At 65.0% G+C, this 26,728-nt stretch carries 17 protein-coding genes and 3 pseudogenes; 7 read left to right on the top strand and 13 right to left on the bottom strand.

Features of this window, described 5'->3' with window-relative positions; genetic code table 11:
• Positions 1-241: pseudogene (locus tag SACGLDRAFT_RS22560) on the bottom strand (hypothetical protein); the annotation flags it as partial.
• A gap of 138 nt (positions 242-379) precedes the next feature.
• Here SACGLDRAFT_RS22560 and SACGLDRAFT_RS22850 point away from each other — a divergent pair.
• A pseudogene (locus tag SACGLDRAFT_RS22850) lies at positions 380-683 on the top strand (IS5/IS1182 family transposase); the annotation flags it as partial.
• A gap of 291 nt (positions 684-974) precedes the next feature.
• On the opposite strand, the pseudogene SACGLDRAFT_RS17835 reads toward SACGLDRAFT_RS22850, so the two are convergent.
• From SACGLDRAFT_RS17835 to SACGLDRAFT_RS17865, 8 genes and pseudogenes are all read right to left on the bottom strand, one after another.
• A pseudogene (locus SACGLDRAFT_RS17835) lies at positions 975-1,754 on the bottom strand (polymorphic toxin-type HINT domain-containing protein); the annotation flags it as partial.
• An 837-nt stretch (positions 1,755-2,591) separates the two neighbouring features.
• A protein-coding gene (locus SACGLDRAFT_RS22100) for an IS5 family transposase (RefSeq protein ID WP_005463988.1) occupies positions 2,592-3,400 on the bottom strand; the annotation gives its coding sequence in 2 pieces (ribosomal slippage) (positions 2,592-3,058 and positions 3,058-3,400; 810 coding nt in all).
• Positions 3,401-3,454: 54 nt separating this feature from the next.
• Positions 3,455-3,877 carry a hypothetical protein gene (locus tag SACGLDRAFT_RS22380; RefSeq protein ID WP_143090686.1) on the bottom strand — a complete coding sequence of 141 codons (423 nt, stop codon included), beginning with the start codon at positions 3,875-3,877 and terminating at the stop codon, positions 3,455-3,457.
• A gap of 12 nt (positions 3,878-3,889) precedes the next feature.
• A complete protein-coding gene (locus SACGLDRAFT_RS22565) occupies positions 3,890-4,426 on the bottom strand; it encodes a polymorphic toxin-type HINT domain-containing protein (RefSeq protein ID WP_005466327.1) in 537 nt (178 codons plus the stop codon).
• A 50-nt stretch (positions 4,427-4,476) separates the two neighbouring features.
• Positions 4,477-5,070 carry a hypothetical protein gene (locus tag SACGLDRAFT_RS22110; RefSeq protein ID WP_005466328.1) on the bottom strand — a complete coding sequence of 198 codons (594 nt, stop codon included), beginning with the start codon at positions 5,068-5,070 and terminating at the stop codon, positions 4,477-4,479.
• Positions 5,071-5,084: 14 nt separating this feature from the next.
• Complete coding sequence (locus SACGLDRAFT_RS17855) at positions 5,085-11,873, bottom strand: RHS repeat-associated core domain-containing protein (protein WP_232283995.1); 6,789 nt, start codon at positions 11,871-11,873, stop codon at positions 5,085-5,087.
• A 50-nt stretch (positions 11,874-11,923) separates the two neighbouring features.
• The gene (locus SACGLDRAFT_RS17860) at positions 11,924-15,208 is read right to left on the bottom strand and encodes a LamG-like jellyroll fold domain-containing protein (RefSeq protein ID WP_232283996.1); all 3,285 of its coding nucleotides are present in this window, start codon (positions 15,206-15,208) and stop codon (positions 11,924-11,926) included.
• Positions 15,209-15,473: 265 nt separating this feature from the next.
• Positions 15,474-16,481: a LacI family DNA-binding transcriptional regulator gene (locus SACGLDRAFT_RS17865; RefSeq protein ID WP_005466331.1), complete on the bottom strand. Its 1,008-nt coding sequence runs from the start codon at positions 16,479-16,481 to the stop codon at positions 15,474-15,476.
• Positions 16,482-16,561: 80 nt separating this feature from the next.
• Here SACGLDRAFT_RS17865 and SACGLDRAFT_RS17870 point away from each other — a divergent pair, with 80 nt between their 5' ends.
• Complete coding sequence (locus SACGLDRAFT_RS17870) at positions 16,562-17,056, top strand: DUF4396 domain-containing protein (protein ID WP_005466332.1); 495 nt, start codon at positions 16,562-16,564, stop codon at positions 17,054-17,056.
• Positions 17,057-17,200: 144 nt separating this feature from the next.
• On the opposite strand, the gene SACGLDRAFT_RS17875 is transcribed toward SACGLDRAFT_RS17870, so the two are convergent.
• Positions 17,201-18,037, bottom strand: coding sequence for an SAM-dependent methyltransferase (locus tag SACGLDRAFT_RS17875; protein ID WP_005466333.1), 837 nt, complete (start codon positions 18,035-18,037; stop codon positions 17,201-17,203).
• A gap of 325 nt (positions 18,038-18,362) precedes the next feature.
• Here SACGLDRAFT_RS17875 and SACGLDRAFT_RS17880 point away from each other — a divergent pair, with 325 nt between their 5' ends.
• Entirely contained in the window at positions 18,363-19,412 is a 1,050-nt protein-coding gene (locus SACGLDRAFT_RS17880) for a M23 family metallopeptidase (RefSeq protein ID WP_005466334.1), read from the top strand.
• 58 nt (positions 19,413-19,470) lie between these two features.
• Here the strand turns inward: SACGLDRAFT_RS17880 and SACGLDRAFT_RS17885 are convergent, their stop codons facing one another.
• The gene (locus SACGLDRAFT_RS17885; protein WP_005466335.1) at positions 19,471-20,259 is read right to left on the bottom strand and encodes an SDR family NAD(P)-dependent oxidoreductase; all 789 of its coding nucleotides are present in this window, start codon (positions 20,257-20,259) and stop codon (positions 19,471-19,473) included.
• Between the two features lie 94 nt (positions 20,260-20,353).
• Here SACGLDRAFT_RS17885 and SACGLDRAFT_RS17890 point away from each other — a divergent pair, with 94 nt between their 5' ends.
• A complete protein-coding gene (locus SACGLDRAFT_RS17890) occupies positions 20,354-20,875 on the top strand; it encodes a MarR family winged helix-turn-helix transcriptional regulator (protein WP_005466336.1) in 522 nt (173 codons plus the stop codon).
• Here SACGLDRAFT_RS17890 and mgtE read toward each other — a convergent pair.
• Positions 20,839-22,179 carry a magnesium transporter gene (mgtE, locus tag SACGLDRAFT_RS17895; RefSeq protein ID WP_232283997.1) on the bottom strand — a complete coding sequence of 447 codons (1,341 nt, stop codon included), beginning with the start codon at positions 22,177-22,179 and terminating at the stop codon, positions 20,839-20,841. The genes SACGLDRAFT_RS17890 and mgtE overlap by 37 nt on opposite strands.
• A 323-nt stretch (positions 22,180-22,502) precedes the next feature.
• Here mgtE and recQ point away from each other — a divergent pair, with 323 nt between their 5' ends.
• Together recQ and SACGLDRAFT_RS17905 are read left to right on the top strand one after the other, a co-directional pair.
• On the top strand, positions 22,503-24,326 hold the full coding sequence (gene recQ, locus SACGLDRAFT_RS17900) for a DNA helicase RecQ (RefSeq protein ID WP_005466338.1): 1,824 nt from the start codon (positions 22,503-22,505) through the stop codon (positions 24,324-24,326).
• A 453-nt stretch (positions 24,327-24,779) separates the two neighbouring features.
• The gene (locus SACGLDRAFT_RS17905) at positions 24,780-25,037 is read left to right on the top strand and encodes a hypothetical protein (protein WP_005466339.1); all 258 of its coding nucleotides are present in this window, start codon (positions 24,780-24,782) and stop codon (positions 25,035-25,037) included.
• A gap of 61 nt (positions 25,038-25,098) precedes the next feature.
• Here SACGLDRAFT_RS17905 and SACGLDRAFT_RS17910 read toward each other — a convergent pair whose 3' ends face one another.
• Positions 25,099-25,854, bottom strand: coding sequence for a 3'(2'),5'-bisphosphate nucleotidase CysQ (locus SACGLDRAFT_RS17910; protein WP_005466340.1), 756 nt, complete (start codon positions 25,852-25,854; stop codon positions 25,099-25,101).
• A 69-nt stretch (positions 25,855-25,923) separates the two neighbouring features.
• On the opposite strand from SACGLDRAFT_RS17910, the gene SACGLDRAFT_RS17915 reads away from it, so the two are divergent.
• Positions 25,924-26,727 carry an SDR family NAD(P)-dependent oxidoreductase gene (locus SACGLDRAFT_RS17915; RefSeq protein ID WP_005466341.1) on the top strand — a complete coding sequence of 268 codons (804 nt, stop codon included), beginning with the start codon at positions 25,924-25,926 and terminating at the stop codon, positions 26,725-26,727.
• The last annotated feature ends 1 nt before the right edge of the window (position 26,728 follow it).

The raw sequence follows: 26,728 nt of genomic DNA on the forward strand, positions 1-26,728 counted from the left end.
CCCCCCCCCCCGTCTCGGGATCAGTGGCCACCACCCGGTCTCCCAGCTCCACCTCCTCGATCGGCTTGGTCGAGCCGTCGGCCAGCAACACCAAAGTGCCGGGGGCGAAACTATTACAGTCGCCCGCGTCGTGTTTCTTGCGCAGCTCTTTCAGCTCTTCCTGGAGCTTGCTCTCCAGCTTCGGGCAGTTCTTCTTCGCATCCGCTACTTTGTTCGCCCACTCGACCGTCCTCTCGACCACGCCCGGGGATCTTGGCCGCGTGGGACAGCTTCTTGAGCGGGATCACATTAGCCAACGCCGAGAGGCACGAGCCGAAACTTTCACCGGACAAACAGCTTTCGACTTCACCGATCCCCAGAAAGTCTTCGGCTATAAACTCCCGCCATCCGCTCCCGTCGCAAACCACGGCGCCGTAAAACCACCTAGCTGCATGCTTACAAGGCCTACGACATCCCGCTCTACACGCCTAGCTCCGCACCGTGGAATCGTCACCCCTATCGCCTGCAAAGGCATCGACACCAGCGACACACTGGGCAAGCACCGATGGGTCATCGAACGCATGGGCGCCTGGCTGACCGGATACCGGCGCCTGACCCTGCGGTAGGAACGCGAAGCCACCCACCTCCACGCCTTCCTCACCCTCGCCTGCCACAACAAACTCACCAAATGGGACAAGCTGTAAAAACCGTGTCTTATGTGGTCCTATTCAGCTTCAAGACCATCTACATGCCAGGCATACTGCAACTGCTCGGCAGGATCCCAGCCTTCGGGGCGCGCCGAGCTTTCTACCCAACGATACCCCGACTCTCTCCATTTTTTCCTAGCACGAACGACACCCGCAGGCGTCGCGTCTTCATATCCAAATTCAACCCCACAGCAATCACAGATCTCGTAACTTGGATCCTTTCCGTCTTCGCCCCATGGCGGCTCACTCTGCAAGAGGCCACAGACTCGACAGTGCAGACCACCCTTATTATTGGTCATTGAAATAGTCCATATTAGTCGCGTATCCGTGAGATTCTGGATTCGGCTTGAAATAGGTCCTTGGAACTCCAGAGGAGCTCATGACCCCGAACTCGTCCGTAGCTGGATTAAATCGAACTATGTCTCCATTTGCCCTCGTTCGCGTCAAAACATTCGGGTTGGCACTGCGGAGGAAATTTGTCGCTGCCTCAACATATTCCTTTGCGTTGTTGAGATTCGGGAACTCAGACTTGTGTTTGTCCCAGTGACCATAGGCATTCTCAACGGACGACTTCTTCTTCGTCGTGCTCCAACAGCTTGCGTTGTGAACCAACACCGGGGTGGCGCCCGCCAGCACATGGTAGGTGTGGACACCGTTGATGGTGAGGTTGTGGACCCGGGTGGTGGCGGTGTAGGTGCGGACGTCGACGACCCGGACCTTCTCACCGTCAGGGGTGCGGAGTTGGTCTCCGGGATCGAGGTCTTCGGCGTCGTACCAGCCCGGTGCTTCGCCCCACGGGCCGTGGGCGGCGGGCTGGAGGAGGCGGCCGTGGTCGTCGACCCAGAACGGGTGCTCCGCGGTCGCGGTGATCGTCTCCACCGCCTCACCGGCATCACCGTCGACATCGACGGTGATCTCCACCAGGTCCTTGTGGCCGTGGCCGACGATCGTGGCCACCACCTTCTGCGAGACGGTCTCACCGGTCTCGGGGTCGGTGGCCAACACTCGGTCTCCGAGCTCGACCTCTTCGATCGGCTTGGTCGAACCGTCGGCCAACAACACCAGAGTGCCGCGGGCGAAACTATTACAACCAGCTGGCTATCATGCAGAACACTAGCCAAAACTCAGGGCTGAGAACGGCGCCAAACTCGCTAGATGAAACGGTCTCTATTTCCCTATTAGCACCAGATCAGGGAGCCTAAGGGGGAGTCCATATACCGACATGTGCCCCCCCCCCCCCCGCTTGAACCTTGTGATACTAGCTGATAGTGCTACTGACCACATACTTCCACCTCGGCATTACTAATCGCACATCAGGTGAAATTCAAGTGGAACCGCCCACTAAACCCCATAGGAACAAGTACCATGACGATGCTAAGCTAATTCAAGCAGAACCCGATCAATCCAATCTCCACCATTAGCGTAGATTCGAATACCCACCGTTGATTTCGAACACTGCACGATAAGAGAGACGGAATCTTCCGGATCGTGAACTCTGAGAACCCCATGCTTCGTATGAATGTTCCCCGAAAACCGAGACTCAAGATCCCTCACCTCTTCACTAGGCGCTGGTTCATCGTAGACGCTAACCTTCACCGGTCCGTCGACTGAGGGAATTACGCCCAAGTAGATGGAATCGGGTTCAATGCTTACCAAGCTTGCGGATTCTCCCCATTCCTGATGTCGAGCCCGAGATTCGGGGTCTTCGATTATCAACATTCCATGCTGAAAGTACACGGTAAATTCGCCACGGAAACCAGACTTAGAAGTCATAGTTATTCTGATCCATCTGTCTCACTACCCCACCTTGCTGCCTGGCACAGGATAAGCAATGCGGGTATGCAGTCTGTGGTGTCCCCCTCGGCACCAACTTTGTCGGCGGCTGGTGATCTCTAAGAGCATGTCTCATTTCGCGAGTTTCTTGAAGCAGGTGAGGGCTGCGGCGAGAGTGAGGAAGGCGCAGAAGTGGTTGGCGTAGCGCTCGTAGCGTATGGTCAATCGTCGGTATCCGAACAGCCACGCGATACATCGTTCGATGACCCAGCGGTGCTTGCCGAGTTTCTGGCTGGATTCGATGCCTTTGCGGGCGATGCGCACGGTGATTCCTTGCTTGCGTACCCAGTCTCGGAGTTCGGCCTGGTCGTAGGCTTTGTCGGCGTGGAGCTTGTCCGGCTTGCGCCGGCGGGGCCCCCGCCGGGATTTCACGGCGGGGATGGCCAGAATCAGCGGTTTGAGGGCGTGCGCGTCGTTGGTGTTCGCGGCCGAGATCGCGACCGCCAGCGGCAGTCCCGCCCGGTCGGACAGTGCATGGATCTTCGAGCCGGGTTTCCCGCGGTCCACAGGACTGGGACCGGTCAGAGATCCCCCCTTTTGGCCCTGACGGAGGCTCCGTCCAGGACCGCGCGGGACCAGTCGATCATTCCCTGGCTGCCGAGTTCATCGAGTACCGCGCGATGCAACCTGCGCCATAATCCGGCTTTCGTCCACTCGGTGAAGCGACGATGCGCGGTCGGGACCTTCACTCCGAAGCTGGGTGGCAGGTGTCGCCAAGCGCACCCGCTTGTCAGCACGAACACGATCGCGGTGAACACAGCACGATCATCCACGCGCGACCGTCCGCCTCCCTGCGGACGAACCTGATGCGCAGGGACCAGCGGTTCGACCAGTGCCCACAGCTCATCAGGCACCAACCGCCGCGACAACTCATCAACCACGAACCAAGATCATGCCCGCAACCCAACCAAGATCCAAACGAGACACGCTCTTAGCTAAGCGCTAGCTCGGTCCAAAACATCCAGGTCACCTTCGAAGGAGACCACCACAACCCACGATCTATCCTCTGCGAGGAAGTAATGGTGCTCCGGAACCTCAAGAAGCGCGACCGTAACCGAATCGACTTCGCTCTCAGTAAAACGCACACCGTAGGGTGAAAGCCCATCTCCCACATGCTCTACCACAGAGCCGGACTTGATTCGCGCACGAATCTCCCTGGAAGCACTCTCTGCAAGCAACCGCTCATCGTCGATTCTCCAATGCTGATGCCTGCCAACCACACGACTCCAGTCAATTTTTCCCGCAGAAAAAGGCAAGTGACCTTCCAGCCAGCTAAATACTTTTGAATCATCTATCCTCTCCAGGTAAGCCAGGGGTGAAACAGAAAATACTTCCTCTTCCCAGTAATTTTCAGACAAATTACACCTCCATTAGCCACATCCATGCAGGCGTTGAAGCTTCGTCACAGTTTTTTCGGTAGCATCGAACTGGAAGTGTGGCCCCTTTTCCTTTCCTGCCCATACATTTATGTGAGCCCCACTCCGCTCGTCGAACTCGATCCGAAACCCGACTTTTCCATTCACTGTCTGCATTCCGACCGGCCTACCCTTGATGGCGCCGAACTTTCCAAGCGTAACCTTCTCGGCTTTGAACCCACGCGGAATCAGCCAATCTAAAGCCTGGTTTCGCGCTTGATTGAAGTCATCGGCGGCAGGCTTGCCACCCTTATTATGCACCAATACTGGCGCAGTCCCCGCCAGCACATAATACGTGTGGACACCGTTGATGGTGAGGTTGTGGACCTGGGTTGTGGCGGTGTAGGTGCGGACGTCGACGACCCGGACCTTCTCACCGGTGGGGGTACGCAGCCAATCTCCGGCATCGAGGTCTTCGGCGTGGTACCAGCCCGGGGCTTCGCCCCACAGGCCGTGCACGGCTGGGTTGAGGAGACGACCGTGCTCATCCACCCAGAACGAATGCTCCGCGGTCGCGACGAGCGTCTTTAAAATAACTTGGGCTACCCATCGTAATTTTTAACAAAGGGGCAAGAGAACCAATCTGGTACTTTTTGATCGCGAAAAGTCAAAGAGATGTAATCATTTAACGCCTCTCTCGCTCGCAAGAAATTTCCAAACTCATCGCACCATTCTCTGTCCGAAATATAGTCCGGAATTCCTTGCACGGCGACAACCTCGACTCCCAACTCACCCCAGCATCCCCATTTGCCCGAAGGGCCTGACACCGCAAAGACGCGAGCCGAGAACACGAGCGCACCCGTTGGATCGCCATCAGGTTCATAGCTCACCGAATTCCAGTAGTCATCCTCGCTGGAATCAACAGGCAAAGAAATCGCTGGATATATGCCGTATCCTTCACGATAGTAGGTTTCGGCATCAGGTTCGAGGACCAAGAAGTCGATTCGATCGTCACCATGCACACGGGCCAGCCGCTGAATAGCAGGCCAAAAACTCGGCCCCATAACTCCCAGGTCCTGGCAAAACAAAGTACGTGGTTTGGGATTTTTAAATACCGACTCAGGAAAACGTCTGTCCAGATGGAAATCCTTGGAGACAGTCTCCCGAACAACCTCGAACTCTCGGCGCTCGGACACTAGTCCAGTCCTCATTAATTCTCACCCCCTAGTCTGATCTTCACGGTTTTTTTGCCGGATGCAAAGCGATCCAAATTCCATCCTTCATGACTGTTTGCATGCTCGCGAAGAATGTACTTATCACCGTCTTTAGTGTAGATGTAAACCTTACCATCTTTGGATGGCTGCCTACTCCACCCGGATTCAATCAAGTTCTTGTCGACCTCGTTATGATCGACATCCGTAAGCCTATTAGGAATACTTTTTCCTTTTGTTATGTCCTCATATTTAACGAAGGCACGTGGACAGTTGTCGTTGTGTGTGAGGACGGCCCGGCCGCCTACTACCACATGGTAGGTGTGGACACCGTTGATGGTGAGGTTGTGGACCGTGGTTGTGGCGGTGTAGGTGCGGACGTCGACGACCCGGACCTTCTCACCGTCAGGGGTGCGGAGTTGGTCTCCGGGATCGAGGTCTTCGGCGTCGTACCACCCCGGGGCTTCGCCCCACAGGCCGTGCACGGCTGGGTTGAGGAGACGACCGTGCTCATCCACCCAGAACGGATGCTCCGCGGTCGCGACGAGCGTGGACACCGCATCCCCGGCCTCACCGTCGACATCGACGGTGACCTCCACCAAATCCTTCTCACCATGGCCGACGATCGTGGCCACCACCTTCTGCGAGGCGGTCTCCCCCGTCTCGGGATCAGTGGCCACCACCCGATCCCCCAGCCCAACCTCCTCAACCGGCTTGGTTGAGCCGTCGGCCAGCAACACCAGAGTGCCCGGGACGAAACTGTTCCCCCCAAGACAACTCGTCAGCTTGGCCTGCTCAGCCCGAATCTCACCCTCAAGCTCCGGGAAACTCCGCCGAGCGGCCTTGACCCTGGCCCGCCACTTGAACGCATCCGACACCGCATCGAAGATCTTGCCCGCATACCGCAACTTCGACACCGGAATCGCACCGATGATCGCCGCGACACACGAACCCAGACTCCCCGAAAAACAATCCTGAACATCCGACAAACCCGTCAGATCCGCAGCCAACTCCGGCAACTGCGCCAAGACATAGTCGAAGAAGCTTTGCTTCGAATTGGCCAGCGCCCGCATCTCCTCGTACTCGGCGGCGCTGATCCCCCTCTCCGCCAACACCTGCTCACGCGCGATATGCGGCGCATACGACTTCCACGCCAGCCGCTGGAAACTGCGCACCACCGCCGGCGAATCACCGCGCTTCCGCATCCAATACGACCGCGTCTCGATGTAGTCCCGGCGATCCATCCCGGCCGGCCTGCCACACAGAATCCCGTCCGGACCACACGCCGCGCCCCACAACAACCCCGACGGATCACTGAACGTCACCGGCGAGTTGTTCGAATACGCATACCCGTGCATCTGCTGCGGATCCGTCAAATCCATGATCGGATCCACCGAGATGAACCGCCCCAGCGTCGGGTCGTACTCCCGCGCCCCCAAATGCGTCAAACCCGACACATCACGGGTTCCACCGACGAACCCGTGATCCGTCGGCCACGACTCCGGACGCTCGCCCCGCGGAGCGCCGAACGGTGTGAAGTATCGCCGTGACACCGACAATTCCGGCTCGGATTCGATCGACTCCGTCGCCGTGCCCTGGTGATCGCCGAACAGCATCGTCAGCCCGCCGACCGACGACCGCACCGCCACCGTCGTGCCCGCGTGCTCGTAGAAGCGCTTGGCCGTGACCTCACCCGATTCGACGTCCAGCGTCAGTTCCATGCCGGGCAGGAACAACACCGTCCGCTTGGGATCCTTCGTCAGCAGCCGGTTGCCGTCGGCGTCGTACACATACGAACTCTGAGACCCGTCCGCATACTCCACGCGCTCCACGCGGTTCTCGGTGTTCCACTCCAGTTCCTGCGTGTCCCCGGCAACCGTGCGCGAGACCGTGTTGCCCACCGCGTCGTAGGCGAACTCGTCCCGCGACGTCCCGCCGGGGCCCTCCTGCGTCACCGCCGTCAACGTGTGCGGCTGCGCCTGCCCCGCCGACGGATACTCGTAGGTCCGAGTCGTGTCGCCCTCGGCCTCGTGCCGGACCTCCGACAACCGGTTACCGGCCTTGTCGTAGGTGAACTCCATCCAGTACGGCGCCGTCCCACCGAGCCCCGCGACACTCGGCTCCGTCTCGCAGTCACCCGAGGCGGGCGTATGCGCCGAGGCCAATCGCCGCAGGTAGTCGTAGGAGAAGCACTGCACATCTCGCGGCCCGTCCTTGGGCGTGTTGGCGATGCTGGTGATGTTGCCCGCCGGGTCGTAGGAGTAGTGCCGATCCGCGACCCGGTAACCGGTATCGGTGTTCCGGTCCAGGACGGTCTGGTCGAGCCGGCGCGTGCCCTCGGTGAAGTAATTCGTCACCCACGCCCGCCGGCCACCTTCGCCGATCGTCAGCCGCAGCGTCTCCCCGTACGGGGAGTACAGGTGCTCCTGGGCGTAGACCTCCCAACCGTGGGTCTTGGTCGGCAGTCCCAACTCGTTGTACTCGTAGCCGATCGCCTCGGAATCCAGACCCCCCGCCGCCGGCATCGAGTACGCCTCCACCAGGTCGGAGTTCGAGAAGTACCTGGTGCGGAAGGTGTACGTGCCCGCGAGTTCGTCCTCGACCTCGGGGATGATCACCTGTTCACTGGTGACCCGGTTCTGCTCGTCGTAACTGGCGACCTTGGTGGTGTAGGCGTGTCCGTCGACGAACCGGGTGGAGGCCGTGGGCAACCCCTTCTTCAGGGTGTCGTAGGTCCACTCCGCGATCTTGGTGCCGTCCGGGCCGCCCTCGAACATCGCGGTCCGGCGGCCCAACTCGTCGTAGGTGTAGGCCAGCGTCCTCCCGCGTGCGTCGGTCGTGGAGATCAGCTGGTCGAGTTCGTCGTAGACGTACGTCGTGGTGCCGCTGTCGGGGTCGTGCGAGGAAATCTTGCGCCCCAACACGTCGTAGGAGTAGCTCCAGGTGTTGCCCGCCGGGTCGGTCACCGACTCCAGCTCACCGCGTGGGGTGTAGGTGTAGGTCGTGGTGTCGAACTCACCGCTGGGCTCGTCACCGTGGTACTGCCGACGCTCGACCATCTCGCCCTGGGCGTTACGGATCACCGTGGTCGGTGTTTCCCCGTCGGGCGGATCGATGTGTACCCGGTCGCCGCCGTACGTGGTGGTGGTGCGCCACTGCTCCTCACCGAGCTTGCGGAAGATCACCGCGGTCGGCCGTTCCAAGGCGTCGAACTCGGTGATCGTCTGGTGAGGTACCGCCTCGTCACCCACCCCCAACAGAGCGTCGCTGGGTGGTTCGTCGTTGAAGTAGGCGTCGTTGACCTTCCACGCCAGGCCGCGCGAGTCGTACCACGTGTCGGTGACGATCCGTCCGCCGGGAGCGCCCGCGAAGTCCTCGTCGTCACGGGGATCGGACGGGACTTCCTTGTTGTCCCCGGCTGCCGGAAGTTGACTCTGGCGTTCGCGAAGGAAGCCGTCGTAGAAGGTGTAGGAGGTGTTGTATCCGCCGTCCTGCCGGAGCGAGTGAGTGGCGACCACCGTCGCGGCGTCGGTGCGGTAGTGGTACTCGTACTCGACGTTCGCCGGATCGCCCTTGCCCCTGTCCTGTCCGGGTAGCCACGCCTTCACCAGCCGACCCAGCGGGTCGTAGACGGCCTCGCTGCGCTCGCCGTTCGGCCCCGTCTCGACCAGGGGTTCGCCCCACGCCGGTTCCAGTTCGGTCGTGGAGGTGTGTCCGAGGGGGTTCGTCGTGACGACCTGCGTCGTCGCCCCCGTGTCGGGCACGTAGTCGATGCTCGTCGTCGCTCCCGACGCGTCGGTGCGGGAGGTGATCCTCCCGTAGACGTCGTAGGTCGTTTCGGCGACCGTCCGGTACTGCTCGCCGTCCCACCGTTGGACGGTCGTGATCTCGCCGCGCGTCGGTGCCGCGCCGAACTCCTGTCCGTCGTAGAGGTTGCGGACGTCGCTGATGACGTCGTTGCCCTCGCCCTCGCCCGCCGAACACGGCAACGCGACCTCCCGCGACCGCGAGACGTAGTTCAGCATCCAGGCGTCGGTGTTCCGCACATAGCTGGTACGCGTGCATTTCTCGTCACCCTCGACAGCCACGTCTCCGGCGTCGTCGATCTGGGTGACCAAGCCGTGCTCGTCGTAGGTGCGGGACACCTTGGTACGGCGCCACGTACCGTCCTCCACAAGCTCGCGTCCCCGAACCTCGGCCACGGCGAGCGCGTAGGCCTCGTCGTCACCGTCGACGGCGGTCGGTCCGTGCAGCCACGGATCGGTCACCGAGGCCGACACCACCTCCTCGCCGTCGTACTGCAACGTCTCTCGTGCGAACCCCGCGAGCCGATCGTGGTCCTCGATGCGTCCGCCTTCGGAGTCCTCGACCCACACGTCACGCTTCTTGCCGCCCGGCAGGGTGTCGTCGTCCATGCCGCGCAGGTACAGGGTCTCGGTGACCGACTGTGTGGTGCCCGGTTCCCCGACGACGGTGCGGACCCGTCCGTACCCCCGCCACGACGACCAGGTGCGGTGTTCGGACTTGAGGAAATCACGGTCGTCGAACCGCCACGCGGCTCCGCCCAGGTACTCGTACGTCGTTTTCCGGAGTGCCGACCCGCCGGTGCGATCGTCCTCGGTCACCGCCGTGACCACGTACTTGTGGAACCAGTCCAACATCGGTTCGGGTGCGTGCTCAGGCGACCACCACACCGGATAACACCGCATGGTGTTGGTCTCCGGCTTGTCCGGCATGTTCTCGCCGCGCACACACTCCGGCCCGGAGTACTTGATTTCGATGTGACCGCCGGTTTCGTTGCGGATGTCGGTCAGCCGGTACCGGGTCAACGGAGCGATGCCCTCGTCGGCGTCGACACGGTTCTGCAGCGAGTGCCCGCCGAACACCATCTCCGGAACCGACTCCGTGCCGCCGACATGGCCGGTCCGCTTGATTCCCGCCAACCACAGCGCCGGCGCCAGGCCATCACCGGACTCGGGGAACGACTGCCGCAGGGTCCAGGAGTCGACGTCGTGCCACCCGGATGCCCTGTTCACCTGCGTGGTGATCTTGGTCAGGCGCTTGCGGGTGAAGAACGACGGGGAAGTGCGGTACTCACACGATTCGTCCGCGGCACAGATGCGGTCGAACGGGACATCCGGCCACGACTCCGCGGTGTCCTCGGTGAGTTCGTCCGGTCCACAGTTCACTCCGATACTCGGCAGACACCGCTCGGCCATCGTGAACCGCACCCGCGCGGCGGCATCGCCGAAGAAGTCGTCACTACGCAGACCGTACTCGATTCGATCGAGGTATCCACCGCGCACATACCTGGTACCGGCGTCGGCGTCCAGATTGCGCCCGTAGTAGTTGGACTCGGCCTTGTAGTAGAAGGTCGTGACGTTGCCCTGTGGATCGATGCTGTAGTCGAGATTCCAACGCCACGCCTGCCGACACCAGGAATCGGCGTAGCTCTCGGCGTGGCACGGCTCGCCCGCGTGGTTACCGAACACCGGGACGGTCCACGCCGAGGAGGTCTCCGGGTCGCCTTCCTTCCACCCCGGCATCCGGTTCATGCCCAGGAAGTACTGGGTGCCGTCCTTGGTGGTGACCTTCCAATACTCACCGTTGTTGTCGCCGTTGTCGGCGCCGAACAATCGCTCGATGCGCGAACCGTCGTCCGACTTGGGGCGCCACCGGCCGGTCTTCTCGTCACGGACCAGCTCGGTCGACACGCCACCCAACATCATGGTCGCGTTGTCGCTGGCCCAACACAGATCGCCGGTCTCGCGCGTCCCCTGGTTGCCGTTCAAGTCCTGCGAACACGCCGTGTACTGGCGCTCGATGTAGCCGCCGGCGGAAAGTTCCCACCCGTCACCGACCACCGAGGCCTGGTTGTTGGTCGTGCTGGTGCGGCCGTCCAGTGACGCGGACGAGTACTGCAGCGACACGTTCGGCGCTTTCCCACCGGGGGACGGCGGCATCACCAACGGATAGGAGAAGTTGAACGCCCCGCCGGAGCCCCCGGCAGACCACGACGAGGAGGGCGAAAGCGAGGTCGCGGTGAACGACCCCGCCGACGACTCGGCGTCCGCCGCCACGGCCAGGAGGACACCGGACTCCTTCGCCTCGGGAAGGGCGACGTCGGCCGTCACCGTGCCGTTTCGCTCGTCGTTGACGGTCTCGATCGGCTCACCCGCTCGGCACTCCGCCTCGTCGGGGGTCTTCAGAGCACACTCCGGCAACCGCGTCAACTTCAGTCGCGATCCGTAGTTCGCCCCGTAGGCCGCCGCGAACTTGGAGTAGTCGACCCGGACGGACACCGTGTCCCCGGCCGTGCCCCCGGCGTCGGACACTCGAAGCAGCAGGCCCCGCAAACCCACGTCCGCCGCGGTGTCCTGGTCGAAGGTCTCGACCTCGACCTTGGCCGATTCGGAACTCGCGGCCGCGACGGCACCGTCCTTGGCCGACAGTCCCACCAGGACGGGGAGCTCGCCGGCTCGACGGTATTCCGGTGCTTGCTCGTCCTCGCTTCGGGAAGCCGTTCGGGCGGCGGCGAGGTCCACCACGGCGTTGTCGTTTCCCGGCCACACCGGTCGAGGCATCGCCTCGATGGCCTTCTTCGCCGTCTCGCTCTCCGGCAACGGAGCCACCGTCACCGGTTCTCCGGGCACGGAGCGTTCCCGTTGCAGTGGCGGGAGTTTTTGGTCGGTGTCGATTCCCGGCGGAGCTGCCACTGCCGGGGTCAACGAGCCCAGCAGTGACACGCCGAGCACCAGGATCAAACCACGCTTGGCGAACCGGCTCACGCGCACGGGTCGTCCTTCCTCAATTGACGAAACGAGTTGAGCTGGCAGAGCTACCGGAACGAGAGCTGGAAGATCTCCCCGTCGCTGGGCACCCCGGCGAACACACGAACCTCGTCGACGGCCCCGTACCAGGGGTCGGCCGGAAGGCCTGTCCAGACCGTACGGCCGATGAGAAGTTCCCCGGAGTTGTTCCACGAGTGCACGTCGGTGGCCTTCCCGGCGAACCTGCCGTTGATGTAGAGCCGGACCTCGCGTTTCTGGGCGTCGTACACGCCGGTGAGGTGGACCCATTCGTCGGCCCTCGGGCGCTCGACGCTGCTCGCCACTCCTCCACCACGTTCACAGCCCTTGCTCTCCGGGCAGGTGACGGCCATCGACCACCGGCCGGTGTCGATCCGGTAGCCGAGGGAGAAAGGCGTGTACTCGGCATCCCCCATGCTGACAGCGGCTTCCTGGCGGGTCAGGTCGTCCGCCTTCACCCACGCCGCCACCGTGTAGGACTTGTCGGTGCGGATGTCCGGGCGCGGCGCGGAGAGGTACTGCCAGTCCGTCTGGTCGTAGCTCAGCCGGACCGAGGTGAACTCCCCGACCTCCCAAGACGCGGCACCGTGGAAGACGGCCTCCTGCCCCGTCACCTCGTCGCGCGTGGTGGTCCCGCTGCCCTCTTCCATCGCGTAGTGCGCCCTTAGCACCGCCTGTTGAGCCAGCAGTGCCACCTCGGAGTTGGTCAGCACGCGGTCATACACCCGGACCTCGTCGATCGAGCCGGAGAAGTGGTCGACGTGGTTGTCGCTCCACAGCGCTCGCCCGATGGCGAGTGGGCCGCTCGCGGTCCACGCGCCGCTGTGTGCCCGCACGCCGGCGGGTCTTCCGTCGACGTAGAGCCTCAGCTGCTGCGCAGCGGCGTCGTACACACCCGCGACGTGGGTCCAGACCTCGGGCTCCACCCGTTGCGACGAGCGCACTCGGCTGTGGACGTCACCTCCGCCGACGGCGTCCTCGCCGAACATCGCGAAGGCCCATTCGCCGTTTGACGTGGACTGGAGCTGGAATCCGCTGACGTGTTCCCCGTCCTGGGAGACGATCGTGCGATTTCCTTCCGCCGTGCTCGGCTTCACCCACGCGGCCACCGAGAAGCTTTCGGCGGTGTCGACACCGGTCGGCTCCCACAACCAATCGGTCGCCCCATCCAGCAGGGCCGCGGAGTTCTCGTATCCGGGCGCGTCGAGGACGGGAGCCCCTTCCGCCGACAGAGTGCGTCCCTGAGCACTCTCGTCCGCCAGGTCACCGTCGAGTTTCCAGTGGCCCGTCAAGCCCGAGGTCAGCGGATCGTGTGCCCTGACGAAGACCTTGTACCGGTAGATCTCCGATCGGTTGCCCGCTCGGTCGACCGAGCGCACGAACAGGGTTTGAGGCCCGTCCAACGTCGGTGTCCAACGGATCCACGCCTGTCCGTCCTGTGCCGGGACGCGGGTCTGCGGATCGTCGGTCTGGTCCTCGGTGAACGAGTACAGGAAGTGATCGACGTCGGTGCCGTCCTCCACGGCCAGCAGGAAGTCACCGGTCTGTCCGAGGCCGCCCGCCGGGGTGTCGTACGGGTAGTCCTCGGACGTCACGGTCGGTGTGTCCGGAGCCACCGTGTCCACCTCGAACTCGCAGTCGTCCGACCACGACGTCAGCTGTCCGTCCGTGGACCGGAGTCGCCACGTGTACAGGCCGTCCTCGGTGATCATGCCGTCCTTCACCGTCACCTCGGCGAACGAGCCGGACGGGACGTTTCCGGTGACGATCTCGTCACCGTCCCAGGTGGCTTCCGAACCGACCCCCACGAGCAACCGGAATCCGGCCTCGAGCATTCCTCGGTCGGGATCGGAGACACGGGCCCGCAGGCGGGGAGTTTTGGTCGGAACCGCCGGACGTTCGGGACTCGTCGCGCACTCGACGAGCCCACCCTGCATGGACATCTCCGTGGGCTTGTTCGGGTAGGAGTTGTATTCGACCTCCAGCACGGGATCGAGGTCGAAGCGCCGCCAACTTGCTCGGGACGTGTCCACCGCCTTGAGCATGAAGGTCAGCTCGGACCTGCCGTTGGCCACGGCTCCCTTGACGGTGTTCGTCAATTTGATGTCGACGCCGCCCTGGCTCGGGCAGTACTGGACGTTGTTGTGGACGTTGAAGTCGGCGAGCTTCGAGTTCCAGCTCGGCTGATCGTTCCACGTGGTGCTGCGCGAGATCGACTCCGTCAGCCAAAGCTCGGTTCCGCCTCCGGAACAGCCGTGGGAGTGTCTCACCCTGGTGCGAAGGGTGGCCTCGTTGATGCGTTTGCCCTTCACACCGGAAAGGTCGAGCTCGACGTAGGAGCGGGAGATTCCCGAGGCGTCACCGGCGTTGCCGACCTTCAGATCGTTCAGGTCACCGGTGCGTTTGTCGTAGTTCCGCTCTTCTGGATATCCACTCTGGACAACGACGTGGTGATTCGTCCTGCCGGCCCAGTTGTAACTGGGGTCGACGAACACGGGGTACCGGGTGTCCGGGTCGGTGAGGAAAGCCCGATCCGGCCGCACGGTGATCTCGTCGCCGGACACGTCCGCGCTCATCGTGGCCTGCTCGGCGGAGGCCGGGGGAGCGACGACCTCACCGGAGGCGTTGGTACCGGAGGAGTCCCACATCCGCGAGGCGTCTCCGACGAACTTCACCCTTCCCTCGGCGTCCCTCGCCTCCAAGCCGTCGGCATCACCGCTCACCGTCACGTTGCGGACGTGGGAGCCGTAGGTGATCTCCTCCAGTTCCGGATGCTCGGCGGCTTCTCGTGTCTTGATCTTCAGGACTTGGCCGAAGCCTTCGGGATTCGCCGTGACGACGAGATCGACGTCCGGCAGCACGTCCGGATACGTGGCGACGGGACCGTCCAAAATGGGCTCGGGTAATTCTCCCCGCCACTTCAGACCCACCTCGTAGCCGTCCTTCGAGGCGACCACCAACGGCTCGGTCGAACCGCCCGGTGACAAGGTGAGGGCCACCGGTGTCGCGACCGTGCGAACGACACCGTCGTCGCCACGCTCCCAGGTCGTGTCGATGGAACGCCACTTCCCGTCCCGCTTCACGCGTTGCGGAGTGAGGCTCTGCCGCCAGGTGAAGGTGCCGTCCGGATTGGCCAGCACCTCGACCGTCTCGGTGGTCTCCTCCTCGACACGGACGGGCTTCCCTTCCGCTTGCGCCCGTGCCGTCGCGGACATCACCTCGACCGACTCTTCCGCACGAGCCGCGGGAACGAGGACCACCAGTGTGGCGACGACAGCGAGTACCACCGAAACGGCGACCGACCGCACTCCCACGTGAGCAGGGCACGGCGACAACCGCGTATGCACTTGCCAGAACCCCCAGTAGATCGTCTCGCGCAGACCCCTCACGCTGCGCGACTAGTCGCACGCAGCCTGGCACCCGGAACGGGCCCCCGAATCGGCCAAACGGGTCAATACCCGCTAAAAAGATGTGATTTGGATTGCAACAAGAACGAGCGCACGACGACTTCATCAAGCTTCGGTATCGAAAACGAGCCGCCGTGCCCGGCCCGAGATCGAAACGACATCACCCGCCGCTTCAGCGTTCCGTCGACGTGCGTACCGAGCTCTCCCGCACCTTCAGGCGAGTCGGCAGTACCTTTCTCTCCGGTTCGGCGTTCGGGTCCGCGATCCTGCGCACCAACGCCTCGGCCGCCACTCGCCCCTCGTCGTAGGTCGACCGACCGACGGTGGTGACGGTGGGTCGTACGAGTTCCGCCCACGGCAGGTCGTCGAATCCCACCACACCGACCTCGTCGGGCACGGACAAGCCGTGATCGGCCAGACACCGCAACACCCCGAGCGTCATGAGATTGTTGGCGGAGAACACCGCATCGGGCCGTTGTGGACACTCTAAAAAGGACTCCATTGCGGCGCGGCCGCCCGGCTCGCGGAAGTCGGCGAAGCGCACCAACGACTCGTCCACGTCACGCCCGGCCTCGATGAGCGCCGCGCGATAGCCGCTCAGGCGTTGCGCGGCCGTGCTGTACTCCTCGGGCCCGGTGACGCACGCGATGCGTTCGAAGCCCTGCTCCACGAGGTGCCGGGTGGCGACGTAGGCGCCCTGTTCGTTGTCGGCCAGCACCGCGTCGGCACGTACCCCGTCCAGTTCCCGGTCGACGAGCACCACCGGACACCCCGCACTCACCAGGGAATCGACATGCTCGGTACGGGACGACGACGGCGACAGGATGACTCCGGCCATGCGTTCGGCCAACGCCACGTCGATGTAGTCGGCCTCCTTCGTCTCGTCCTCGTCGGAGTTGCACAGCACCACCGAGTACCCCTCGGCGGAGGCGACGTCCTCGATGCCCCGCACCATGTCGGTGAAGAACGGGTTGCGCACGTCGGCGATGATCACCGCCCACAGGCGGGTACGCCGAGTACGAAGATTGCGGGCGACGAGGTTGGGGCGATAACGCAACGCGGCGACCGCCTGCGTCACGCGCCGCGCGAGCACGGGATCGACCGAACCGCCGTTGAGCACCCGCGACACCGTGGCGACCGACACGTCCGCATGCCGCGCCACGTCGTAGATCGTCGCCACGGGATCGTCTCCTTGTCGGCCCGTCCGGGTTGACCGATGTTAGCAGTGGGTAGTCACCACGTTCGGGGAAAGGAGGGGCGGTGTCGCACGGTCACCAGCACACCACCTCGGCGGAACACCGACACCACGGCGCCCCCGCGGCCGGGTGGAGCATGGCCGTGTCGGCGACGTTGCACTGCCTCACCGGCTGCGCCGTCGGCGAGGTCCTGGGGATGGCGATCGGGACGGCGTTGGGCTGGAGCACTCTCCCCACCCTCGTCCTGGCCGTCGCCCTGGCGTTCTTCTTCGGCTACGCGTTGAGCATGCGCGGTGTCCTGCGCGCGGGCGTGGGTTTCCGGCAGGCGTTGCGGGTGGCACTCGCCGCCGACACTGCGTCGATCACGGTCATGGAACTCGTGGACAACGGCGTGTTGCTGGTGATCCCCGACGCGATGGACGCCGCGTTGAACTCTCCGCTGTTCTGGGGCTCACTCGCCGTGGCCCTCGCGATCGCGTTCGTGGTCACGGTGCCGGTGAACAAGTGGCTCATCAGCCGGGGCAAGGGCCACGCCGTGGCACACGCCTACCACCACTGACCCCGACCCGCTCCTCCGCGAGCGACGGCACGGCCTCGCGCGGGGGCGATGCGGTGACCGGCGCACCACCGACCGGCTTCGCGTTCCGACGCCACGGAACCGACCGTGGTGCGCCCTCGCAACGCCGTGCGGAAACCGCACGTCTCACCGCTTGACGGCCACTCCCCCGAGCATGAGGTGCTCCTCGGGCCACGGCTCCCTCGTCCGAGGTCCGGCGGGCCACCAGTCGTCGAGCCGCACGAGGCCGGGGGACAGCAACTCCAGCCCGGCGAACATATCCTCGATCTGTTCCCGCTTGCGCCAGTACCCCGAGCCGAGGCCCGCTTCCCGCACCTTGTTCTCCAGCTCCCGCGCCTTCCGCGACAGCTCCGGGTCCTCGTCAGCGGGGTCCCAGAAGTGCGTGATCGCCAGGTAGGAGCCCGTCGGCAAGGCATCGACGTAGGTGCGCATGATGCCCACCGGGTCCTGCTCGTCGGACACGTGGTGCAGCGTGCCGATCTGCATGAGCACGAACGGCCGGTCGAGTTCGAGGTGTCGCGTGATCTCGGGGTGCGAGAGCACGTCCTTCGGTTTGGTGAGGTCGGCCTCGACGAACCGCGTGTACTCGTTCTCCTCCAGCAGCGCCCTGCCGTGCGCGTTGCAGATCGGGTCGATGTCGACGTAGACGACCTTGGCCTCGGGGTTGCTGAACTGCGCGACCTCGTGGGTGTTCTGCACCGTGGGCAGGCCGCTGCCGAGGTCGAGGAACTGGTCCATGCCCGCCAGCTCGGTGAGGTAGCGCACGACCCGCACGAGGAACCTGCGGTTCATCCAGCTCACGTCGCCTTGGTGGGGCGCCACCTGCTTGACCTGCTCGAAGACCTGCCGGTCGACCTCGTAGTTGTCCTTGCCCCCGAGGCTGGCGTCGTAGACACGGGCGACCGTCGGTTTGGTGGGGTCCAGCTTCGCCGAGGGCGGAATCTGCGGTGTTACGTCCTGCACTGCGTCGGGCTCCTTCCAGTGGCGGTGTCGATGTTGATCAACACTGTGCCACCGTGCGTGATGGATCACGCCGAGTGTGTCACCTCACGAGGCGTCGCGGAACCCTTATTGATCACAGGGACAAACCGCCCCAAAATCGACACCTCGTGCTCAGTCAAGTACGACGCGCCGAAAGTTGCGGGAAAATTAACCGAATCGTTGTGGTGCACATCAAGTTTAGTAGAGGGCGATCTTGTCGTCCTCGCATAGTCGCCAGTGCCCCGATTCGAGTGCGTCGGCCCCCCACCGATGTGCTTTCCCCCGACACCATTGGAGTTCGCACATAATGCGTGCGCGTCATGTCCGGCGAGCCGCACCGATCGCGCTGCTCGCCTCACTGACCCTGATTTCCACCCCCGGCGTCAGCTTCGCCGACCCCGCCCCCGCCCCCCAGCAGAACGTCCAGGTCCGGCAGGCCGCCGCGCAGGACGAGAAGCCTCTCGACGAGCAGATCGCGGAGGCGGAGAAGGCGCTGGAGAACGCCAAGAAGCAGGCCGAGGACACGAAGCGGAAGCTCGACAACACGACAGCCGAGCACAACAAGGCGAAGCAGGCCACCGCCGACGCTCGCGACAAGCTCGCCAAGGCCCGCGACATCGCCGCGGACGCCGAGGCCCGGCTGCACCGGGCTGAGGAACGCGTCGACGCGCACTCCGGGTTCAGCTTCGCCGGTGTCGTCGACTCGGTGCTGTCCCTCCTCGGCTCCGACATCACCAACTCGATGAGCCGGGAAGTCGACGACAAGCGCGACGCCGTCTCCGACGCCGAGAAGACCCTCGGCAAGGCCGAACGCGAGGAGACCAAGGCCGAGCGCGCCAAGGTGAACGCCGAGAAGGCTCACGAACAGGCCACGGCCAAACAGGACGAGAAACAGTCCGAATTGGACAAGCTGAACGAGCGGAAGCAGGCCGAGGAGGCTCCCGCCGACGGTGGCGCCGCCCCGGCCGCCGCGCCGGACATCGTGAAGCCCGCGGAGGGGACCTTCACCTCCGGCTACGGCGCCCGCTGGGGCACCACGCACTACGGCGTGGACATCGCCAACAGCATCGGCACCCCGATCTACTCCGCCATGTCGGGCACCGTGATCTCCTCCGGTCCCGCGAGCGGTTTCGGACTGTGGGTCCGCGTGCAGCACGACAACGGCCTGATCACCGTCTACGGCCACATCAACGAGTCGTTGGTGTCCGTGGGCCAGCGCGTCGAGGCGGGCCAGCAGATCGCCACGATCGGTAACCGTGGTCAGTCCACCGGCCCGCACCTGCACTTCGAGATTCACGAAAACGGCGTGAAGATCGACCCGCTGCCCTGGCTGGAGGCCCACGGCATCACGCTGTGACCCCCCGCCCGAGGCTCGAAGGCCGTCGCCACCGTGACCCGGTGGTGACGGCCTTCTTTCACTCTTCTTCCACGCGCGGTGCGCGAGCGGCCGACGTGCCCTCACGCACCAGTTCCCCGGTGAGGTTGCCGTTGGCCCCCGACCCGAGGAACACGATGAGCCGCGCGACGTCGTCCGCTGTGGACAGTCGGCGAGACGGGATCGCGGCGGCGAAGTCTTCCACCAGAGGCGAATCCGCGCTCGGGGCTCGCTCGGTGAGCGTGAAACCGGGCGCGACGACGTTGACGAGCACACCGTCCGCGCCCGCGTTCCAGGCCAGCGCCCGTGCCATGCCGTGCAGGCCCGACTTCGCGGTGCCGTAGGGACCGGGTCCCGGCAAGCCCTCCTCCGCCACCCCCGAGGACACCAGCACGATGCGTCCCCAACGTCGTGCCCGCATGGACGGCAGCACGTGTCGCACCACCTCCACCGTGCCGAGCAGGTTGGCGTCGACCATCGCCTGCCATTCCTCCGGCGACACGTCCTCGAACCTCAGCGAAGAGTCCGGTGGCGTGGCACCCCAGCGCACGGCGTTGGCCACCAACACGTCCACTCCACCCCAGCGCTCCACGACTGTCGACACCGCCGCGCCGATCCCCGAGCGGTCTTCGAGATCCAGCCGGACGGTCAGGGCCTCGCCACCCGACCGCTCGACGTGCGCGGCCACCTCCTCGGCCTTCTCCCGATTCGTTCGGTAGGTGAGGGCAACCCTCGCCCCCTCCGCCCCGTACAGGCGAGCCGTGGCCGCGCCGATTCCCGTCGACGCCCCGGTCACCAACACCGTGCGCCCTCGCAAGCCCATGTCCATCGCACATCTCCCCATATCGTTCGACAACGAGATGAGTTTATTTACAGATGATTTTGAATCAAGACTATTTTTCCCGGGCTGTTACCGTATCGACGTGAGCCGACTGCACAACGACCTGCACTGGGCACTCGCCCGGCTCAAACTGGCCCTCGGCACGGCGGAAGCCGAGGTGGTCGCTCGGCACGGCATGGATCTGTGGGGCTACATCGTGTTGATGGCCGTCGCCGACGCCCCCGCCCGGACTCAGCTCGCGCTCGCCCACACCGTGTCGGTGGACAAGAGCAAGCTCGTCGCGATCCTGGACGAACTGGAGGCCGCGGGCTACGTCGTCCGCAAACCCGATCCGGCCGACCGCAGGGCCCGCATCATCGAGGCCACGCCCGAGGGCATGAGAGCGCTGGAAACCGCGGCCGCCGAGGTCGCCGCCGTTGAGGACGAACTGCTGGCCGGCCTCGGGGAGACGGAGCGGGAGACGTTCCGCGCCGCCGTTCGCACGCTCGTCGGCGACCCCATGAGCCGGCTTGCCGGGGACGCCCCCGGCCCCGGCGCCTGTGCCGCGCAGCGTGGCTGCCCGGCCGCTCACAGTCCGAACACGAGCCGCGCCACGACGAAGTAGATGACGAGCCCCGTGGCGTCGACGAGCGTGGTCACCAGCGGCGCGGAGATCACGGCGGGGTCGATGCCCACCCGCTTGGCCAGCAGCGGCATCGTCGAGCCGATGGTGGCCGCCCACCCGCACACCGCCACGAGCGACGTGGCCACGCTCGCGGCCACCGTGATGTCCACGAGCAGGGTCCCGATGACGAGCGCCACCACGGCGAGCATGGAGCCGAGCAGGAAACCGACCCGACACTCCCGCCACGCGACCCGCAGCACGTCGCGCGTGCGCACCTCCCCCACGGCCAGGGCCCGGACCGCCGCCGTCGCCGCCTGCGCCCCCGCGTTGCCGCCCGTGCCCACTAGCAGCGGGATGAACAGCGCCAACGCGGTGACGCTCGCCAACGTGTCCTCGAAGAACTGCAGCACGTTCACCGTCAACGTGGCGGCGATGATCAGCAGCAGCAACCACACCGCCCGCGATCGGGCCAGCTCCACCACGCTCGCCGACATGTAGTGACCCGCCCACGGCGCCGACCCCGACTGACGAGCGATGTCCTCGGTGTCGGCGGCCTCGATGACCTCGAACGCGTCGTCGATCGTGAGCAGGCCCAGGACCCGGTTCTCGCTGTCGGTGACCGGCAGGTCGAGCACGTTGGTGTCCTGCATCAGCCTCGCGGCCTCCTCGACGTCGGCCGTGGCGCGCACGTGCGGCGTGTCGGCGTCGGCGATCTCGGAGACCGGCTTGTCGGGAGGGCTCAGCACGAGGTCGCGCAACGACACCGTGCCCAGGAAGCAACGGCGGTCGTCGATCACCGGCAGCGTGTACACCGTCTCGGCGTCCCCGCCCTTCCGCCGCACCACCGCCAGGGCTTCGGCCGCGCTCATGTGGTAGCGCACGGCCACCGTCTGGGGAGTCATGTAGCGGCCGACGGAGTGCTCCGGGTAGCCCAGCAGCGCGGCGGTGTACTCGCGTTCGCGCGGGCTCAGCCCCGCGAGCACGTGTCGGGCGAACTTCGCGGGCGCCTCCCCGAGCAGTCTCGCCCGGTCGTCGGGCGCCATCCGCTCGACGACGTCGCGAAACGCGGGCTCCCGCAGCCCGGCCAGCACCTTCTGCTGGTCGGTGGGATCGAGTTCCTCGAAGACGGTGAGCGCGCGGTCCTTGTCGAGCAGCCGAAACAGGAGAACGGCGTGAACGGCGTCGGCGCGTGCGATCTCGTCGGCGATCTCGTACGGCTGGTGCTCGACGAGCCAGCCCTGAAGGCCGGGGAGATCGTTGTCCTCCAGCAGGTCCCGCAGTGTCTGAGTCGGCTGTGCTGCCATGGCGGCCACGTACTCCCTCCAGTCGGTGCCCAGCGGGATACCCCGGGGACAAACGTGACTACCTCCCTCCCCACCGGCGTGTCCGCAGGCTGTGCACCCGTGTCCGCAGGCTGTGCACCCGTGTCCGCAGGCTGTGCACCCGTGTCCGCAGGCTGTGGACGTGAGGTCGCGCCGCAGGCTGCGGACACGAGTACGAAACCTGCGGACACGCGTGCATGAGGTGCGGACACGAGTACGAAACCTGCGGACACGCGTGCATGAGGTGCGGACACGGCGGGGCGCCACGCCTTGGCCGGCGGCGGCCGCGGCCTAGGATCGCGGAGGTGGGGAATTCGCAGACACTCGACGTCCTCAAGCGCGTCTTCGGCTACGACTCGTTCCGCGACAACCAGCAGCAGATCATCGACCACGTCACCGACGGCGGGGACGCCCTCGTGCTGATGCCCACCGGTGGCGGCAAGTCGCTCTGTTACCAGATCCCCGCGCTGGTGCGCGACGGCGTCGGAGTGGTGATCTCCCCACTGATCGCCCTCATGCAGGACCAGGTGGCCGGGCTGCGCACCGCGGGCGTGCGCGCGGGGTACCTCAACTCGACGCAGGACCCGGACGAGCGCCGGATGGTGGAGGCGGAGTTCCTCGCGGGCGAGCTCGACCTGCTGTATCTCGCGCCCGAACGGCTGCGGTCCGAGTCCACGTTACGGCTCATCGAACGCGGCCCGGTGTCGGTGTTCGCGATCGACGAGGCGCACTGCGTCTCGCAGTGGGGCCATGACTTCCGTCCCGACTACCTGGAGCTGTCGACGCTGCACGAGCGCCGACCCGACGTGCCGCGCGTGGCCCTGACGGCTACGGCCACTCCCGCCACCCGCGACGAGATCGTCACCCGGCTGAAGCTGGAGAACGCGCGGGTGTTCGTCTCCAGCTTCGATCGGCCCAACATCCAGTACCGGATCGTGCCGAAGAAGGACCCTCGCAAGCAGTTGCTGCGTTTCATCCGCACCGAGCACGTCGGTGACGCGGGCATCGTCTACTGCCTCTCGCGCCGCTCGGTGGAGGAGACCGCCGAGTTCCTCACCCGGAACGGTGTCGAGGCGCTGCCGTACCACGCGGGGCTCGACGCGGGGACCCGCGCCCACCACCAGGCACGGTTCCTGCGCGAGGACGGGCTCGTGGTGGTGGCCACCATCGCGTTCGGCATGGGTATCGACAAGCCCGACGTCCGCTTCGTGGCACACCTCGACCTGCCCAAGTCGGTGGAGGGCTACTACCAGGAGACGGGGCGGGCGGGGCGCGACGGACTACCCGCGACGGCATGGCTCGCCTACGGTCTCGCGGACGTCGTGGCGCAACGGCGGTTGATCGACACCTCGGAGGGCGACGCGGCACACCGGCGACGCCTGTCCACCCACCTCGACGCCATGCTCGCCCTCTGCGAGACGGTCGACTGCCGCAGGGCCCGCCTACTGGCCTACTTCGGGCAGGACGGCGCCGTGAGTCGTTGCGGCAACTGCGACACCTGCCTTTCGCCCCCGGAGTCCTGGGACGGCACCGTGGCCGCGCAGAAACTGCTCTCCACCGTGGTGCGCCTGCGCCGGGAACGCGGGCAGAAGTTCGGGGCGGGCCAGATCATCGACATCCTGCGTGGCAAGCGCACCCCCAAGGTCTCCCAGTACCGGCACGACGCGCTGTCGGTCTTCGGGGTGGGGACCGACCTCGGCGAGGGCGAGTGGCGCGCGGTGATACGGCAGTTGCTCGCCCAGGGCCTGCTCGCCGTCGAGGGCGACTACGGCACGCTCGTCACCACGCCCGCCTCCGACGAGGTGCTGTATCGGGGCCGGACGGTGCGCATGCGTAAGGACCCGGCCGGGATCACGGTGCGCTCCTCCCGCACGACGACGTCGAAGGGCGCCGAGACGCAGGAGCTGGACGCCGAGGCGTCGGCCGTGTTCGAGCGGCTGCGGGCCTGGCGTGCCAGCACCGCCAAGGAACAAGGGGTCCCGGCGTACCTGATCTTCCACGACGCCACGCTGCGGCAGATCGCGACGCTACGACCGTCGAATCGCGACGAACTGAGCACGGTCAGCGGTGTGGGCGAGACCAAGCTGAACCGCTACGGCGACGAGGTGTTGGGCGTACTGGCGTCGTAAGCGCCCCTTCCAAGGACGGGAAGCAGACCCTCGCATCCGAACAGTACACATAGGACCATAACGACGTCCGAGACGTCCACCACGGGCGACAATGAGCGGAACACGAGCGGCTTTTCACGATACTCGCGGCAAACTTTCATACTATCGGGCCATTTGCACACCCTCCACCCAATACGCTTCGCTCTTCACCAGACACCGAAACGGGTAACACCCCCTGCGCAATCGAGTGTCCAACTACGAAACGCAACCTGCATTTATTGCATATCCGCTGGTCGGAGCACTCCTGGGTGCTTATCAAAGGAATCAAGTGATTCACATCACCACAGAACGGGTGATCCCCTTCGGCTTCATTTTGCCGTGTGCCCCCGTTGTCGTGCTTGTAGATTCGTGGTCGGTTGCGGTGAATTCCCAACCGCAGCAGAACGTCACTCGAGTCGATAGGAATGGGTTAAGGTGTTCAAGAAGACTGCTATTGTCGCCTCCGCTGCGGCCGGACTGCTGATGATCGGCTCGCCCGCTTTCGCGACCACGCCGGCGGACGTGGAGGCCAACGACAACACGAACCAGATTGGCCTTATCAACGTTGATGACGTGCTGAGCAACAACGACATCAACCTCTGCGACACGCTGGACCTCAACCTGATCGCTCTGCTGGGCGCCAACGTCACGGGCGACACGGTCTGCACCAACGCGGAGGCGAACAACGACTGAGCGTCGTTACTCCAGCCACGGGTGGGAGGCCACAGGTCTCCCACCCGTTTCCATGTTCGGGTCAGTCCCTCCACCGCGCGATCGCGCGCAACAGCGGCTCGGCCAGCTCGGGACGGCAAATCAGCAGGTCGGGAAGGTACGGCGACACGCCGTTGTAGCTCAACTCGGAGCCGTCCACACGCGAGGCGTGCAAGCCCACCGACCGGGCGACACCGACGGGCGCCGCCGAATCCCATTCGTATTGACCCCCCGCGTGCACGTAGGCGTCGGCCTCCCCACGCGCCACCGCCAGAGCCTTGGCTCCCGCGGACCCCATCGGAACCAGTTCCGCGTCGACCTCTTCGGCAACTTTTTTCGCGAATTCGGGTGGTCGTGTGTTGCTGACCAGAATTCGTTTCTTTTTTCCGGGTAATTGTGAGGAACTTTTCCTCGGCTCGTCGGTGCTCATCACCAAACCCGAGTCCGGTTGAGCGACGGCGGCGGCCGTGATCCCGATTCCGGCTTGCCACAACGCGACGTGCACGGTCCAGTCCGGTCGCCCCAGCCCGTACTCCCGTGTCCCGTCGAGCGGATCGACGATCCACACCCGAGACGCGCGCAGCCGTTTCGGGTCGTCGGCCGACTCCTCGGACAACACGGCGTCGCCCGGCCTGTGCTCGGCGAGTGTCCGCACGATCAGGGCGTTCGACTCCGCGTCACCCCGACGTCCCAGTGCGCGGGGGTCCCGGACGGGTTCCCGGCTCGTCTCGTCCCTGATCCGGAGCAGCAGTTCCCCGGCTTCGGCGGCGAGCCGCGCGGCAAGTCGTGCGTCGGTCATCACGTCGAGCAGCGTAAAGGCCCCGAGAACGTGGGTATCCGTAGGTAGCGACCGCGGAAGGGGAGGAAGATGGCTGCCCAGCTAGCCGTGATCACGGGTGCGTCGACGGGAATAGGCCGCAAGCTTGCCGAGGAGTTCGCCCGGAACGGGTTCGATCTCGTGCTGGCCGCCGACGACGACGCACTGGACGCCACCGTGGCCGAGCTCGAATCGTCGGGGCGAAAGGTGTGGGGCGTGGCCAGCGATCTCTCCCGCTACGGGGGCGTCGTGGAGCTGGCCGACCGCGTCGAGGCGCTCGACCGTCCGGTGGACGTGCTGGTGCTCAACGCCGGGACCGGGGTCGGTGGGCCGTTCGCCACGAGCACGGAGTCGTTGGACGAGCAGTTGCGTGTCGTCAACCTCAACGTGGTGGGCACCGTGCATCTGGCCAAGCGCCTGGTACCCGCGATGGTCGAGCGGGGCGGCGGACGGCTCGTCGTGGTGTCGTCGACGGTGGCCGGACTGCCCGGCCCCTACCAGGCCACCTACAACGCGTCGAAGGCGTTCCTGTCGTCGTTCGCCGCGGCCCTGGGCGAGGAACTACGCGGGAAGGGCGTCACCGTCACCACGGTGTTGCCCGGCGTCACCGACACGGAGTTCTTCGCGCGATCGGGGATGCTGCGCACGAAGATCGGCGCGACGTCGTTCAAGGACGACCCGGCACGCGTGGCACGCGAGGCCTACCGGGCGACGATGGCGGGACGAGCCCACGTCGTCACCGGCCCGTTCTACAACTGGGCGTTCGTCCTGGCCGGACGGCTGCTTCCCGATCGCCTGCTCGCCCGGATACACCGTCCGTTCTCGAAGCCGGGCTCCGCGCACGTCGCCGGGTAGG

The organism is Saccharomonospora glauca K62 (assembly GCF_000243395.2).
In the GTDB taxonomy this organism is placed as follows: Bacteria; Actinomycetota; Actinomycetes; order Mycobacteriales; family Pseudonocardiaceae; genus Saccharomonospora; species Saccharomonospora glauca.

What these genes read in the sequence shown, in the direction of transcription:
- SACGLDRAFT_RS17885 (WP_005466335.1), bottom strand. Translation starts at nt 20,259, where the DNA reads ATGGACATGGGCTTGCGAGGGCGCACGGTGTTGGTGACCGGGGCGTCG.
- SACGLDRAFT_RS17915 (WP_005466341.1), top strand. Translation starts at nt 25,924, where the DNA reads ATGGCTGCCCAGCTAGCCGTGATCACGGGTGCGTCGACGGGAATAGGC.
- mgtE (WP_232283997.1), bottom strand. Translation starts at nt 22,179, where the DNA reads ATGGCAGCACAGCCGACTCAGACACTGCGGGACCTGCTGGAGGACAAC.
- SACGLDRAFT_RS17880 (WP_005466334.1), top strand. Translation starts at nt 18,363, where the DNA reads ATGCGTGCGCGTCATGTCCGGCGAGCCGCACCGATCGCGCTGCTCGCC.
- SACGLDRAFT_RS17910 (WP_005466340.1), bottom strand. Translation starts at nt 25,854, where the DNA reads ATGACCGACGCACGACTTGCCGCGCGGCTCGCCGCCGAAGCCGGGGAA.